This window comes from Verminephrobacter eiseniae EF01-2 (assembly GCF_000015565.1).
Lineage (GTDB): Bacteria > Pseudomonadota > Gammaproteobacteria > Burkholderiales > Burkholderiaceae_C > Acidovorax > Acidovorax eiseniae.
Map to the genome: position 1 here is coordinate 4,019,427 of NC_008786.1, position 14,310 is coordinate 4,033,736.

Below are 14,310 nucleotides of genomic sequence, written 5' to 3' on the forward strand. Positions count from 1 at the left end.
AGTGGCGGGGGATGTCATGGCAGCGAATCCATGGGCGCCATTGTGCCGTGCCGGGTGCGGGCCGGGTTGCCCTGCGCAGGCCCGGCGCTTTGCCATTGCAGGGCCACTGCGCAGTCCATCAGGCCCACGGCCCGGAGCAGCCACCAAGGCACGCCTGACGCAGTGCCTGCCACGGCAGGTGGCCGATCATCATCGGGCACGAGAAGGCGCAGGTCTTTGGCCTTGCGCCTGTCCCTGGTCATTCAGCGGCCCTTGGTCCCTGGGGCCCTTGGCGTGTCATCACGGCAGGCGCCCTGCGGCGGCATGGCCCGATGGCGCTCTTGACGGTCTGGGCGCGCGGACGGGGCTTCATGCCGCATCCTTGGCCCCGGTGTGTTGCCACTTGGCGCCGCGCCCTTTGCCGGTGGGGGCGATCAGCCCTTGCGCCTTCATGCTGCGCAGCACCACGCGCACCATGTCGCGGCTGATGCCGGGGCAGGCGGCTTCGATCCCGGAAATCGAGAACGGCCGGTGGCGCGCAAGAATCTCGGCACGCACCCGCTCGCCTTTGGCGCCGCGCCCGCGCACTATGCTGCCAACGCGCTCTTCGAACTCCCCGTAGGCCCGCAGCAGCGCGCGCCAAAAGTAGTTCAGCCATGGGGCGACGTCGTGCCTGTCTTCGTGCCAGCCTTGCGCGCTGGCCTGCAGCGTCTCGCCGTAGCCCGCTTTCGCTTCCTCGAAGATGCGCTCCAGGCTGATGAAGCGGCCCACGGCGTAACCACAGTGGCTCAGCAATTGCAGCGTCAGCAGCCGCGCCATGCGGCCGTTGCCATCCGGGAACGGGTGGATGCAGAAGAAATCGAGAATGGCCAGCGGCACCAGCACCAGCGGGTCGGCCCAATGCCGATCGAGCGCGCTGCGATGGCGCGCAACCATGTCCGACAGCACCATCGGCGCGCGGTGCGCGGCCACCGGGCGCCAGCGAATGCGCGCGTTGCCCTCCGCGCGGCGCTCGATGATGTCGTCGGCGGCGCTCTTCCAGTGCCCGCCGGGCTGCGCCCTGTAGCGGCACAAAATGCCGTGCAATTGCAAGATGCCGGCCTCCGAGAAGGGCCTCTGCGCGCCGCTGTCATGGATCCAGCCCAGCGCATCGCGGTAGCCGGCCACTTCCTGCTCCGACCGGCTCCGGGGCGCGGCATTTTTGTGCAGCAGGGATTTCAGGCGCTGCGCACCGACCACCACGCCTTCGAGGCGGTTGGACGCTGCGGCGGACTCGGCGACGGCGATCTGGCGCAGGTCGCTCAAGACCTCGGGCGGCTGGGCCAGGTGGAACTGCTGCTTGCCCCGGTGCTCCCCCAGTGCGCGCAACATCGCCAGTTGCTGCCCATCGAAACGCAGTCTGGCGAGGTAGTCGGGAGAGAGCGATGGCATGCAGCATCCTGGCAGCAGGAAATGCGCCCATGCTACTGAAAACAGGGGTGTATGAACAGATGATTACCCCTATCTTCTGGCGGCCCCATTCCAACAGGGGCCGCAGGATTTCCAGCCGGGCTTCAGCCAGCAACTTCAGGGCGCCATTCGGTCGCGCAGAGGGACGGGCTTGGCAGCGTGTCGAACGGACCGCCCTGCCTCAGCGATCACAGACCGCCGTCGGCAACACATGCAGCACATGCAGCGCCAGCGCCAGCACGCAGACGCCGCCGCCGGCCAGCCCCAGGCGCCAGGCCCAGCGCAGGCTCGGCCCTGGCCACTGGTTCATCGACTGCGCCAACAGCCAGCCCAGCACCATCCACGAGGCCGGCACGAGTGCCACGCCGGCAGCCCATCCCGTGGCGACGGTGGCCGCCGCCGTTTGCAGCAGCACGGTGGCCAGTGCGACGGCCCATGCGCGTGGCCGTGCGCGGCGGGCGTCCGGGGCGCCGTTGCCCCAGGCGCGGGTGGGCACCGTCCGGGCCCAGTGGGTCAGCGCGACCAGGGAGGTCAGCGCGGCGCTGCCGCCGAGCAGTTCGTTCACCGGCTCTCCTGCCGTTGGCGCATGGACGCCGGGCGGGCACGCAAGGAGCGCGTCCAGCCGCAGGCGCTGCCACAGGCGCTGTCACAGGCCGCGATGGCGCACAGGGCGGCTGCCGCCGGCCACTGCGCCAGCCCGGCTTTGAGCGCCAGGCCGCCATAGGCCAGCGCCGCCACGCCCCACAGCACGCTGCTGCTGCCCGGTGCCCAGGCCCGCAATGTGGCGCCCGGCAGTGCCATGAAGAACGCCAGCAGCAGGCCCAGCATGCCCGATGAGCGCGCCGGCTCGATGGCCACGATGTAGGCCAGCCGAAACGACTCCACGGCCAGCGCGCCCGTCAACCAAAAGGGCCAATGCGCCAGCACCGACGCGCAGCGCAGCGGCCCTCTGCGCCGCCCTGCGCTGCGCTGCGTGGTGTGCTGCGTGGTGTGATCCATGGCGTGGCCGATGGTCTGGCCCATGGCCGGGGCCGGCCCGTGCTGCGGCGTCTTGCGCCTGCCGGCATGCACCCGGCGGGGGCCGATGAAGGCGGCCAGTCCCAGACATGCCAGCCCCAGCGTTGCCATGCTCGCCAGCATGGCCGGCGCCAAGGCCGCGCCCCGCGCCAGGCCCACACCGCCGGCCAGCGCCAGCAGTGCAGCGGTGCCGCCCAGTGCAACCCGCCACAGCGCCAGCGGACGCAGTGCCAGGCTGGCCAGCGCGGACATCAGCAGCCACGCGCCGATGAGCGCCCACATGGGCCATGCGGGGCGCTGCGCCAGCGGGGCCAGCCAGGCCGGCGCCCACAGGTGCAGCAAAACGGCCAGGCCGAGCGCTGCGGGCGTGCTGGCGTGCAGGGCCAGGAAGAATCCTTGCATGACAGGCGCGCGCCGTCACCCGGCCACCGGCGGGCCATGCGCCGGCGCCGCAACCCGGGCCTGGGCTGCGCGCTGGCGCTGCTGGCGCATATCGAGCCAGATCAGCGTGCCGGAGAGCGCCAGCAGCGCGGCCGACAGGCCCAGCATGAAGTACAGCCACTTGAGCGCGAGGCCGCCGAAGTCGCCAAAGTGCAGCGGCTCCATCAGGCTGTCGACCTGCGACCAAAAGCCCCGGGAGCGCGGGTCGCGCAGGTTTTTCAACAGGCCCGTGGCCGCGTCGAACTCCACCCGCGCCGTGCTGCCCAGGTGGTTGTCGAGATGGCCGCCAAAGCCCACTTCGGCGGTGCTGCTGCCCCAGCGGCGCAGCGACACCTGGCGCGTCCGCAGCCCCGGAACCGCCCGCTGCGCTGCGGCGTGCAATGCATCGAGCGATGGCATGCTTGCCGCAATGGCGGCAGCGGCGGCGGCGGCACTCTGGCGCGCGGCGGCGCTGGCCATGCTCTCGGCAGCGGTGCCCAGGCTCAGGTATTGGTAGCCGCGCTCGAACAACGGTGCCAGGCCCATCCACGCGCCCGTCGTGGCGATCAGCAGATGAAAGCCCAGGCCCCAGATGCCGGTGCATTTGTGCAGGTCCGACAGCACCACGCGCGGGCTGCGCCCCCAGCGCTGCGTGAACAGTTCGGCCAGGATCTTGCGGTGGATGACGATGCCCGTGCCGATCAGCACCAGCATCACCGCGCCCAGGAACCCCACGATGGTGCGCGGCCCGAAAAACAGAAACACATGCAGCATGCGCAGGAACTGGCCGAGCTGGTTGTCCACCGGGCCGACCACGGCGCCGCTGTCCGAGCGCAGGGCCACCTTGGTGCGCCTGTGGGCCGGGGTGCCAGGCTCGCGCACCCAGGCAAAGTAGTTCGGGTTGACGGCATCGGGCAGCGCAATCGACTCCACCGTGGCGCCGGGGTAGCGCTGGTGCAACTGCGCCAGCACGGTGTCGAGCGGCGCCGGCCGCTCCGATCGGGGCAGGCGGGCCAGTGACGGGTTGGCCCACAGGTCGATCTCATGCCTGAAGACCAGCACCGCGCCCGACAAGCAAACGATGAACAGCAGCAGGCCGGTGACGATGCCCGCCCAGGAGTGCAGTACCGACAGGCGGCCGAGCGTGCGCGGGGCGGGCATCGGTGCGGCTTTCAAAAGAAGTATGTCAGGCCCACGCTGACGCTGCGCGGTGCGGCCGGCGACACCACATTGGCATTGATTGCGCCGTCGTAATACGCCCGGTCGAACAGGTTCTTGACCCCGGCCGTCACACGGTAGTCCTGGCCGGCGTAGCTGATCGAGGCATCGGCCACGAAGTACGCCGGCAGCGTGAACGGGTAGGAGCCGATCTGCTCGCTCACGTAGCGCCCGCCCAGGCCCAGCGTGACGCGCTGGTACTGCGCCAGTTGGTAGTTGGCCCAGGCCGCGACTGTGTGGCGTGGCGTGAGGTTCAGCGGCCGGCCGACGATGGCGGCGTTGTTGTCGCGCGTGACCCGGGCCTGCGTCCAGGTGTAGGCGCCGCTCAGTTTCACGCCGCGCTGCAGGTCGGCGCCCAGTTCCACCTCCAGGCCACGGGCGCGCTGCGCGCCGGTCTGCACCCGGTGGCCGGTGTGCGCCGGGTCGGCGGTGCCGACGTTCTCGCGCACCAGGTCGAACAGGGCCAGCGCGCCGGTCATCCGGCCACCGATGGCCTGGTACTTCAGGCCGGCTTCCCACTGCTTGCCGGTTTCGGGCACGAAGGGCTGGCCCTCGAACGTCAGCCCCGACACCGGCAGGAACGACTCGCCATAGCTGGCGTAGGTGGCCCAGCCGGGCTTGAATTCGTGCACCAGCCCGGCCGATAGCGTGGTGGCGCTGTCCTTTTGCCGCGTCTGCACGTCCTTCACGCGGTCGTCGATGTGGTTCATCGAAGCGTCGCGGCGCAAGCCCAGCAGCGCCGTCCAACCCGGCCCGAACTTGATCTGGTCTTGGGCATACAGACCCGCCACGGTGAGCTTGGCCGGCGCATCGCCGGTGGGGGTCGCGGGGCAGGTGGTCGCCATGCCGTAGCGGGGCGCGAACAAATCCAGCGCGCCGATGCGGCAGACACGGCGGATGAACCGGCTGTGGCCGCTGCGCAGATCCAGCCCCGTGACCAGTTGGTGCTGCATGCCCAGGGCCGCAAAGCGCGACAGCAGCGAGGTGTCGGTGGCCAGGATGTCGTAGTCCATCGACTGGCGCGAAGCCTCGCGGTTTTGCAGCCGCATGTCCGCTTGCAGGGCCTGGTTCGAGATGAAGTGGCCCGTGCCTTGCTGGCTTTCGTAGCGCAGGTTCTGGCGCAGCACCATGGCGGGCGTGAACCGGTGTTCCAGCGTATAGCCCAAGGTGCTGCTTTGCACGTCGTAGGCGCCAAAGCCGGGGTCGCCGGTGAACAGCGTGCGCGGCAGCCTGCCGTTGGGGTTGGGCAGCACCGTGCCGTAGGGCGACAGGCCCTGCTGGCGCAGCCACTGGCTGCGGTTGTAGGTGGCAAACAGCACCCCGTCGGTCCGGGGGCCGGCATCGAGCGCGAGCGAGGCGGCCAGCCAGCGGTCCTTGCGGTAGACGAAGTCCGTCGGGTCGCCGCTGTCGGAAACCTGCGCGTTGATGCGCAGCGCGGTCTTGCCGGATTCGGCCAGCGGCCGGTTCACGTCGGCCTGCAGCGTGCGCAAACCAAAGCTGCCCAGCACGACGCCGACCTCGCTGATCGCCTGCGTGCCGGGCCGCTTGCTCACGGCGTTGATGATGCCGCCGGGCTGCACCTGGCCATAGAGCACCGAGGCGGCGCCCTTGAGCACTTCGAAGCGCTCGTAGCCATAGGGTTGCAGCTTGGCCCACATGCCGGTGTTTTGCACCAGGCCGTCCACCAGGACGGATTCGGTGGAGCGAAAGCCGCGGATGTGGATGTCGTCAAACCCCCGGCGGCCGAAGTTGACCGGGCTTACGCCCGCCACGGTCTGCAGCGCCTGCTGCAAGTTGGTGATCTGGCGCGACTCCATCTGCTCGCGCGTGACCACGCTCACGGACTGCGGCGTTTCCAGGCGCCGCATGGGGGCCTTGCCCGCCGTCTGCGCCTGGTCAGGCGCAAAGCCCATGCCATTGTCGGTGTCGGCGCTGATGCGCACCTCCTGCAACCGGGGTGGTGTCGTGGCAGAGGCTTCGGTCGCTGTTTCGGTCGCCGTTTGTGCCGGCGCGGCCTGCGCCAGGCACAGTGCCAGCGGCGCAACGGCAAGGCGCCACGCCTTGCCGGCGGCCAGGCGCCACGCCTTGCCGGTGGCAAGGGGCTGATGTCGGGGGTGAGAAGGCATGCAAGTTCCGTGGAAGAAGCAAGGGTCAAAAAAATCGGGCGCTCCAACGCCCCGAGGGGGAAAAGCGGTTCGGTCGAGCCGTGCCGGTGCATGCGCCGACACCAAACCCGGGCGCTGGCCGACCGGCACCATGAACGTCACGCCGGTGGTCGGCCGTGGCGTGACGGGCAGGCTGCCGGGGTCGGCGCCCAAGCGATCGGCAATGCCGTGCGACCTGGGCGTTGGCTGGCGTTTTTCCGGACGCTGGCTGGCAAGATGTCGCATTGTAATGCGAATTGTTCTTGTTTGTATCGGACGACTTTCCGTGGCCTCTTTCTTGCTCGGTGTTGGCGCCTGCCAGGTGCGTCGGCGGCACCATGGTCAACCTGTATAGACAGGAATACACTGGCAGTCATCATGCCCGCGCCGGCGCGCGCCAGCGCGGGCGGGCAACGCAATTTTTCTTCAGACAGGAGCAGATGATGAGCAGATCGGTTGTGAAATGGCTGGTGCTGGCCGCAGCATGCGTGCCGGGTCTGGCCGCACAGGCGCAGGCGCAAAACACCAAACTGGTGCTGGGCATGTCCGGCTGGACGGGCTTTGCGCCGCTGACGCTGGCCGACAAGGCGGGCCTTTTCAGCAAGCATGGCCTGGATGTGGAGATCAAGATGATTGCGCAAAAGGACCGCCATCTGGCCCTGGCCGCCAAGTCGATTCAGTGCGCTGCGACCACGGTCGAGACCCATGTGGCCTGGAATGCCAACGGCGTGCCCATCGTGCAGATTTTTCAGACGGACAAGTCCTACGGCGCCGACGGCCTGGCGGTGCGCGGCGATATCAAGGGCTTTGCCGATCTGCGCGGCAAGACCATTGGCGTGGATGCGCCGGGCACCGCGCCTTTCTTTGGCCTGGCCTGGATGCTCAGCAAGAACGGCATGACGCTCAAGGATGTCAAGCTCACCACGCTGTCGCCCCAGGCTGCGGCCCAGGCTTTCGTGACCGGGCAAGGCGATGCGGCGATGACCTACGAGCCGTATCTTTCCACCGTGCGCGACAACCCGGCTGCGGGCAAGATTTTGGCCACCACGCTCGACTATCCGATGGTGATCGACACGGTCGGCTGCGACCCCGCCTGGCTCAAGGCCAACCCCCGGGCCGCACAGGCGCTGGCCGATTCCTATTTTGCGGCGCTGGACATGATCCGGGCCGATCCCGCCAAGTCCAACGACATCATGGGCGCGGCGGTCAAGCAGACGGGCGCACAGTTTGCCCGGTCGGCGTCGTTTTTGCGCTGGCAGGATCGGGCCGCGAACCAGCGGTTTTTCGCCGGCGAGCTGACCGCGTTCATGAAGGACGCCACGGCCATCTTGCTGGCGACCGGCATCATCCACAAAGCGCCGGATGATCTGGCCGCGCTGTTCGACGCACGCTTCGTGCAATGAGGCCCGTGCCACGGCATCTGTCTGCCGCAGCGCCGCTGCGGCGTGCGCTGACCCCGCTGGCGCCCGTCAGTGCCCGCAGCCGCTGGCTGCTGGGCCTGGCCTTTTTCGTCATATTCGTGGCGCTGTGGACGTGGTTCACGCTGGGCGGCTGGGTCTCGCCGACCTTTTTGGCCAGCCCGCCGACGATGCTCCGGCAAGCATGGTTGCTGCTGACCGAGTACGGGTTCGTCAAGGACATCGGCATGACGGTGTGGCGCGTGCTGGCGGGCTTCGTGCTGGCCGCTGCGGTCGCCCTGCCCCTGGGCATTGCGATGGGCGCTTACAAGGGCATCGAGGCTTTTTTCGAGCCCTTCGTTTCGTTTTGCCGCTACCTGCCGGCGTCGGCGTTCATTCCGCTGCTGATCCTGTGGGCGGGCATTGGCGAGGCGCAGAAGATCCTGGTGATCTTCATCGGCTCGGTGTTTCAGATCACGCTGATGGTGGCGGTGACGGTGGGCAGCGCGCGGCGCGATCTGGTGGAGGCGGCTTACACGCTGGGCGCGGGCCACCGGGGCATCGTGACGCGGGTGCTGATCCCCGGCGCCGCGCCCGGTATCGCCGAGACCCTGCGCCTGGTGCTCGGCTGGGCCTGGACCTATGTGATCGTGGCCGAACTGATCGGCTCCTCGTCGGGCATCGGCCACATGATCACCGACAGCCAGGCGCTGCTCAACACCGGCCAGATCATCTTCGGCATCATCACCATCGGTCTGATCGGACTGCTGTCGGATCTGGCTTTCAAGGCGCTGAACCAGCGGCTGTTTGCCTGGAGCCTGCTGCCATGAGCCACGTCTCGATCGAGGCCGTGACGCGCGTTTTCGAGAGCGCCGGGGGCCAGCGCACGCAGGCGCTGCTGCCGGTCGATTGCACGGTGCGGGACAACGATTTCCTGACCATCCTGGGCCCCTCGGGCTGCGGCAAATCGACCTTGCTGCGCATCGTCGCGGGGCTCGAGCAGGCCAGCAGCGGCCGGGTGTTGCTCGACGGCGTGCCGGTCCAGGGGCCGGGCGCCGAGCGCGGCATGGTGTTTCAGAGCTACACGCTGTTCCCCTGGCTGAGCATCGAGCAGAACATCCGCTTTGGCCTGCGCGAGCGCGGTCTGCCCGAGGCGCAGCAAAAAGAGCGCGCGGCCCACTTCATCGCCCAGGTCGGTCTGCGCGGCTTCGAGCAGCATTTTCCCCGGCAACTGTCCGGCGGCATGCAGCAGCGCACGGCGATTGCGCGGGCGCTGGCCAATGACCCCAAGATATTGCTGATGGACGAGCCCTTCGGCGCGCTCGACCACCAGACCCGGGCGCTGATGCAGGAATTGCTGCTGGGCATCCAGGAGGCCGAGCGCAAGACGGTGCTGTTCGTCACGCACGACATCGACGAGGCCATCTTCATGGCCAACCGCGTGGCCGTGTTCAGCGCCCGGCCCGGCCGCATCAAGACCGATCTGGCGGTGGACCTGCCGTACCCGCGCCACTACCGTGCCAAGACCAGCGCCGCATTCATTGCGCTCAAGGCGCGCCTGACCGAAGAGATTCGCGCCGAGGCCATGGCGGCGGGCTGGCACTGAGGTTGGGCCCTTTTTCAGCTTTCGCCGATGAGCACCCACCCCTCCCACTCCTCCCGCCGCCGCGCTGCCCCGGCGCCCGCCATGGCGCTGTACGAGCAGGTCAAGGACTTCATTGCGCGCAGGATCCAGCAGGGCCTTTGGCGCACGGGCGACCGCCTGCCGTCCGAGAACGAGTTGGTCAGCCAGTTCGGCATCTCGCGCATGACGGTCAACCGCGCGCTGCGCGAGTTGGTGCAACAGGGCCGCATCGTGCGCGTGGCCGGCGTGGGCAGCTTTGTCGCCGAAGACCGGCCCCAGTCGACCTTGCTGCAAATTGCCAACCTGGCCAGCGAGATCCGCCAGCGCGGCCACGACTACCGCTGCGACCTGCTGGCCGTGGAGCGCGTCCCGGCCACGCTGGAGGTGGCTGCGGCGCTGGAGTTGCGCACCGGAGCGTCGGTATTCCACTCGCTGTGCATACACCGCGAGGACGGCGTGCCGGTGCAACTGGAAGACCGCCATGTGAACCCGCGCCAGGTGCCCGGGTTCGCCGCGCAGGACTTTGCCCGGATGCCGCCCTCCGAATACCTGGTGCGCAACGTGCCGTTCGACCAGATCGAGCATGTGGTCGATGCCGTGATGCCCGGCGCCAGGCAGGCTGCGCTGCTGGAAATGTCGCCGCAGGAGCCTTGCCTGCTGCTGACGCGGCGCACCTGGTCGCGCGCGGTGCCGATCACCGTGGTGCGCTGCCTGCATCCGGCCACCCGCTACCGCCTGGGCAGCCGCTTTCGCGCGGACGGCAATCCGCTGGCCGGCTGAGCGGGTGGCCGCAGTTGCCTGGCATGGCGCGTAAGGACAGGATCGATGCGATGACCGAATCCAACACTTCCCCACTGCTGCTGCAACCCGGCCATGTCACCCTGGCCGGGCTGCGCCGCATCCATGCCGGCCCGGTACGACTGGCGCTGGACGCACCGGCCCGGGCGGCCATGCAGGCCGCGCAGGCGGCGGTGCAGCGCATCGTGGCGGCAGACCGGGTGGTCTATGGCATCAACACCGGTTTTGGCAAGCTGGCCAGCACCAGGATTGCTGCCGAGCACCTGACCGAGTTGCAGCGCCGCCTGGTGCTGTCGCACAGCGCGGGCACCGGGCCGGCGCTGCCCGACGCGGTGGTGCGCCTGGTGCTGGCCACCAAGGCCGTGGGCCTGGCGCGCGGCCACTCCGGCATCCGCCCCGAGATCGTCGATGCGCTGCTGGCGCTGGCCAGTGCCGAGGTGCTGCCGGTGATTCCGGCCAAAGGCTCGGTCGGGGCCTCGGGGGATCTGGCGCCGCTGGCGCATCTGGCCTGCGTGCTGATCGGGCAGGGGCAGGCCCAATGCAACGGCACGCTGGTGCCGGGCGCCGAGGCGATGCGCGCCATCGGTTGCCAGCCCTTCGTGCTCGGCCCGAAGGAGGGGCTGGCGCTGCTCAACGGCACGCAGGTGTCGACCGCGCTGGCGCTGGCGGGCCTGTTCGGCGCCGAGAACCTGCTGGCCGCTGCGCTGGTGGCCGGCGCGCTATCGCTGGAGGCCATCAAAGGCTCGGTCTGGCCGCTGGATGCGCGCATCCATGAAGCCCGCGGCCAAGCCGGGCAAATCGCCGTGGCCGCCGCGTTGCGCGCGCTGCTCGAAGGCAGCGCCATCGCCGCTTCGCACCCGCACTGTGGCCGCGTGCAAGACCCCTACTCGATCCGCTGTATGCCGCAGGTGCTGGGCGCTTGCCTGGACAACCTGCACCACGCGGCGCGCGTGCTCGTCATCGAAGCCAATGCGGCATCGGACAACCCGCTGGTCTTTGCCGCAGCGCAGGGCGGCCCGGGTGCGGACGAGGTGATCTCCGGCGGCAACTTCCACGCCGAGCCGGTGGCCTTTGCTGCCGACATCATGGCGCTGGCGGTGGCCGAGATCGGCGCCATGTCCGAACGGCGCCTGGCGCTGCTGCTCGACACCGGCCTGTCGGCACTGCCGGCCTTTCTGGTGCGCGACAGCGGCATGAACTCGGGCTTCATGATGGCGCAGGTCACCGCCGCTGCGCTGGCGAGCGAGAACAAATCGCTGGCCCACCCGGCCAGTGTCGACAGCCTGCCCACATCGGCGAACCAGGAAGACCATGTGTCCATGGCCACCTTCGGCGCGCGCCGCCTGGCCGAGATGATCGACAACACGGCGACGGTGGTGGGCATCGAGGCCATGGCGGCGGCGCAGGGCATGGAGTTCGATCGCAGCCTGCGCTCGACGCCGCTGCTCGAAGGGCAGTGGGCCGCGATTCGCGAGCGCGTGGCCTTTCTGGAGCAAGACCGCTGCCTGGCGCCCGATATAGCCGCCATGCGGCTGTGGGCGCAGCAATCCGGGTGGCCCGCGCCGCTGTTGCAGTGCCTGCCCAGCCATGCCTGAGCCTTGCATCGGCCACCTGCGCCCAATGAGACCCGCCACCAGCCCCCCCATGAGGCCCGCCATGACCGCCAATGACCCCCGCCACGACGCCACGCGCGTGATCCGCGCCCCGCGCGGCAGCCAGCTCAGTTGCAAGAGCTGGCTCACCGAAGCGGCCTACCGCATGCTCCAGAACAACCTGGACGCCGAAGTGGCCGAGCGCCCGCAAGACCTGGTGGTGTACGGCGGCATCGGCCGCGCCGCGCGCAACTGGCAGTGCTATGACCAAATCCTGGCCACGCTCAGGGAACTGAACGACGACGAGACCCTGCTGGTGCAGTCCGGCAAACCGGTGGGCGTTTTCCAGACCCATGCCGACGCGCCGCGCGTGCTGCTGGCCAATTCCAACCTGGTGCCCCGGTGGGCGAATTGGGAGCATTTCAGCGCGCTCGACCAAAAGGGCTTGTTCATGTACGGCCAGATGACGGCGGGCAGTTGGATCTACATCGGCAGCCAAGGCATCGTGCAAGGCACCTACGAGACCTTTGCCGCCGCCGGACGCCAGCATTACGGCGGCTCGCTGGCAGGCCGGTGGATTTTGAGCGCCGGGCTGGGCGGCATGGGCGGCGCGCAGCCGCTGGCCGCCAGCTTTGCCGGCGCAGTGTCGCTGACCATCGAATGCCGGCAAAGCAGCATCGACGCCCGGCTGCGCACCGGCTATCTGGACCGGCAGGCGCGCGATATCGACCACGCCATCGAATGCCTGCGCCAGCACCTGGCGGCCCAAGAGGCGGTGTCGATCGCACTGCTGGGCAACGCCGCCGAGCTGCTGCCCGAACTGCTGCGGCGGGCGCAGGCCGGGGGCCTGAAGCCCGATCTGGTCACCGACCAGACCTCGGCGCACGACCTGGTCAACGGCTACCTGCCCGGCGGCTGGACGCTGGCGCAGTGGCACGCCGCACAGCAGGATGCGGGCCGGCATGCGCAGCTCAGACAGGCAGCGGCGCGCTCGTGCGCCGTCCATGTGCAGGCCATGCTGGACTTTCAGGCCATGGGCATTCCGGTCGTCGACTATGGCAACAACATCCGCCAGGTGGCGTTCGATGAGGGCGTGAAAAATGCGTTCGACATCCCCGGCTTCGTGCCGGCCTATATCCGCCCGCTGTTTTGCGCAGGCAAAGGGCCGTTTCGCTGGGTGGCGCTGTCGGGCGACCCGCAGGACATCGACAAGACCGACGCCAGGATCAAGGCCCTGTTCCCGGAAAACCGGCATCTGCACCGCTGGCTGGACATGGCGCGCGCACGCATCCGCTTTCAGGGCCTGCCCGCGCGCATCTGCTGGCTGGGCCTGGGCGAGCGCCACATCGCCGGCCTGGCCTTCAACGCCATGGTCAAGAGCGGCGAACTCAAGGCACCGATCGTCATTGGCCGCGACCACCTGGACACCGGCTCCGTGGCCAGCCCGAACCGCGAGACCGAGGGCATGCTCGACGGCACCGATGCCGTGAGCGACTGGCCGCTGCTCAACGCGCTGCTGAACACCGCCGGTGGCGCCACCTGGGTCAGCCTGCACCATGGCGGCGGCGTCGGCATGGGCTACTCGCAGCACGCCGGCATGGTCATCGTGGCCGACGGCAGCGATGCCGCAGCCAGGCGCCTGGCGCGCGTGCTGGTCAACGACAGCGGCAGCGGCGTGATGCGCCATGCCGATGCCGGCTACGCGCTGGCGCTGCAAACGGCCAACGAGCAAGGGCTGCAACTGCCGATGGCCCGTTCGGCCTGCGCCGACGGCGCAGCACGATGAGAAACCGGTTTCCCCACCCCGCCCAAGAACCCCCGCCCATGAACCCGCCCCGCCTGGCGCCCGCCATCGGCCGCACTCCCTTCATCCCGCCCCCCTGCCCTCCTGCCCCCGGCACGAGACGATTTGCTGCGCGCAGGCAACGATGCCGGCCAGCCGCACTGATCCATGAGTCACCCCATGATGGCGTTTTTTGACCTGGCCACCACCCCCGGCCAGCCTTGGAAGAACGGCGCTGGCAGCACGCAGGAGTTGGCCTGCTGGCCGCCCGGTGCGGGCATGGACCACTTCGCCTGGCGCCTGAGCGTGGCCACCATTGCCCGGTCCGGGCCGTTCTCGGTGTTCCCCGGGGTACAGCGGCAGATCATGCTGCTCGGCGGTGACGGCGTGCACCTGCGCCATGCCCGGGGGCGCTGGGAGCACCTGCTCGATCAGCGCTGGCAGCCCTTTGCTTTCGACGGCGATGAGCCGCTCGAATGCCGCCTCGCCGGCGGCCCATCGACCGCCCTGAACCTGATGCTGCGCCATGGCCTGTGCAGTGGCACGCTGCAAGTGCTGCACGCTGCGCCAGCGCCCGAAACGCCGGCTGCGGGCCTGTGCATGGTGCTGCAAGGTCTGTGGCAATGGCGCGGCAGCAGCAGCAGCAGCGGTGACGGGGACACCGCACGCGCGCTGAAGGCCGGGCAGGGTTTTGGGTGGATGGACCAGCGCATCGAGTCACCGGGCCTTGCCAGCGCTGCGCAGCATGCCGGTGCAGCACTGGCCTGGGTGGCGCTCACTGGGGTACCTTCGCCTGCGGCTGCGGTACGAGCGCCTTCGGACGGCCGTGCGGCGCTCGTGTGCCGCCCCGGCGCCGGGGAAAAAACATGAACCCCGTCGGCCACGGGCG

At 69.2% G+C, this 14,310-nt stretch carries 13 protein-coding genes; 7 read left to right on the top strand and 6 right to left on the bottom strand.

The genetic code is table 11. The annotated features are described in order from the left end of the window. Positions 1 to 14 precede the first annotated feature (14 nt). The 6 genes from VEIS_RS17605 to VEIS_RS17630 all read right to left on the bottom strand — a co-directional run bounded on the left by VEIS_RS17605 (position 15) and on the right by VEIS_RS17630 (position 6,209). Complete coding sequence (locus tag VEIS_RS17605) at positions 15 to 242, bottom strand: hypothetical protein (protein ID WP_041950144.1); 228 nt, start codon at positions 240 to 242, stop codon at positions 15 to 17. Between the two features lie 106 nt (positions 243 to 348). Then, positions 349 to 1,410, bottom strand: a complete 1,062-nt coding sequence (locus VEIS_RS17610; protein WP_011811343.1) for a Fic family protein — start codon at positions 1,408 to 1,410, stop codon at positions 349 to 351. Between the two features lie 199 nt (positions 1,411 to 1,609). Then, positions 1,610 to 1,993, bottom strand: a complete 384-nt coding sequence (locus tag VEIS_RS17615) for a hypothetical protein (protein ID WP_011811344.1) — start codon at positions 1,991 to 1,993, stop codon at positions 1,610 to 1,612. Beyond that, positions 1,990 to 2,847, bottom strand: coding sequence for a hypothetical protein (locus tag VEIS_RS17620; RefSeq protein ID WP_041950145.1), 858 nt, complete (start codon positions 2,845 to 2,847; stop codon positions 1,990 to 1,992). Before VEIS_RS17620 ends, VEIS_RS17615 begins: the two co-directional genes overlap by 4 nt. Positions 2,848 to 2,862: 15 nt before the next feature. Then, a complete protein-coding gene (locus VEIS_RS17625) occupies positions 2,863 to 4,026 on the bottom strand; it encodes a PepSY-associated TM helix domain-containing protein (protein WP_011811346.1) in 1,164 nt (387 codons plus the stop codon). Positions 4,027 to 4,037: 11 nt separating this feature from the next. Beyond that, positions 4,038 to 6,209, bottom strand: a complete 2,172-nt coding sequence (locus VEIS_RS17630) for a TonB-dependent siderophore receptor (RefSeq protein ID WP_157048571.1) — start codon at positions 6,207 to 6,209, stop codon at positions 4,038 to 4,040. A 461-nt stretch (positions 6,210 to 6,670) separates the two neighbouring features. Between VEIS_RS17630 and VEIS_RS17635 the strand changes: the two genes are divergently transcribed. From VEIS_RS17635 to VEIS_RS17665, 7 genes are all read left to right on the top strand, one after another. Further along, positions 6,671 to 7,630: an ABC transporter substrate-binding protein gene (locus VEIS_RS17635; RefSeq protein ID WP_011811348.1), complete on the top strand. Its 960-nt coding sequence runs from the start codon at positions 6,671 to 6,673 to the stop codon at positions 7,628 to 7,630. Continuing rightward, positions 7,627 to 8,454 carry an ABC transporter permease gene (locus VEIS_RS17640; RefSeq protein WP_011811349.1) on the top strand — a complete coding sequence of 276 codons (828 nt, stop codon included), beginning with the start codon at positions 7,627 to 7,629 and terminating at the stop codon, positions 8,452 to 8,454. The genes VEIS_RS17635 and VEIS_RS17640 overlap by 4 nt, the downstream gene beginning before the upstream one ends. Beyond that, positions 8,451 to 9,230 (top strand): ABC transporter ATP-binding protein, encoded by a 780-nt coding sequence (locus tag VEIS_RS17645; protein ID WP_011811350.1) that lies wholly within the window; start codon positions 8,451 to 8,453, stop codon positions 9,228 to 9,230. Before VEIS_RS17640 ends, VEIS_RS17645 begins: the two co-directional genes overlap by 4 nt. Positions 9,231 to 9,257: 27 nt before the next feature. After that, positions 9,258 to 10,028, top strand: coding sequence for a histidine utilization repressor (hutC, locus tag VEIS_RS17650; protein ID WP_011811351.1), 771 nt, complete (start codon positions 9,258 to 9,260; stop codon positions 10,026 to 10,028). Positions 10,029 to 10,078: 50 nt separating this feature from the next. After that, the gene (gene hutH / locus VEIS_RS17655; protein WP_011811352.1) at positions 10,079 to 11,641 is read left to right on the top strand and encodes a histidine ammonia-lyase; all 1,563 of its coding nucleotides are present in this window, start codon (positions 10,079 to 10,081) and stop codon (positions 11,639 to 11,641) included. 61 nt (positions 11,642 to 11,702) lie between these two features. Further along, positions 11,703 to 13,424, top strand: coding sequence for a urocanate hydratase (gene hutU / locus VEIS_RS17660; RefSeq protein WP_011811353.1), 1,722 nt, complete (start codon positions 11,703 to 11,705; stop codon positions 13,422 to 13,424). 180 nt (positions 13,425 to 13,604) lie between these two features. Continuing rightward, positions 13,605 to 14,291 carry a HutD/Ves family protein gene (locus tag VEIS_RS17665; protein WP_083758756.1) on the top strand — a complete coding sequence of 229 codons (687 nt, stop codon included), beginning with the start codon at positions 13,605 to 13,607 and terminating at the stop codon, positions 14,289 to 14,291. Positions 14,292 to 14,310 lie beyond the last annotated feature (19 nt).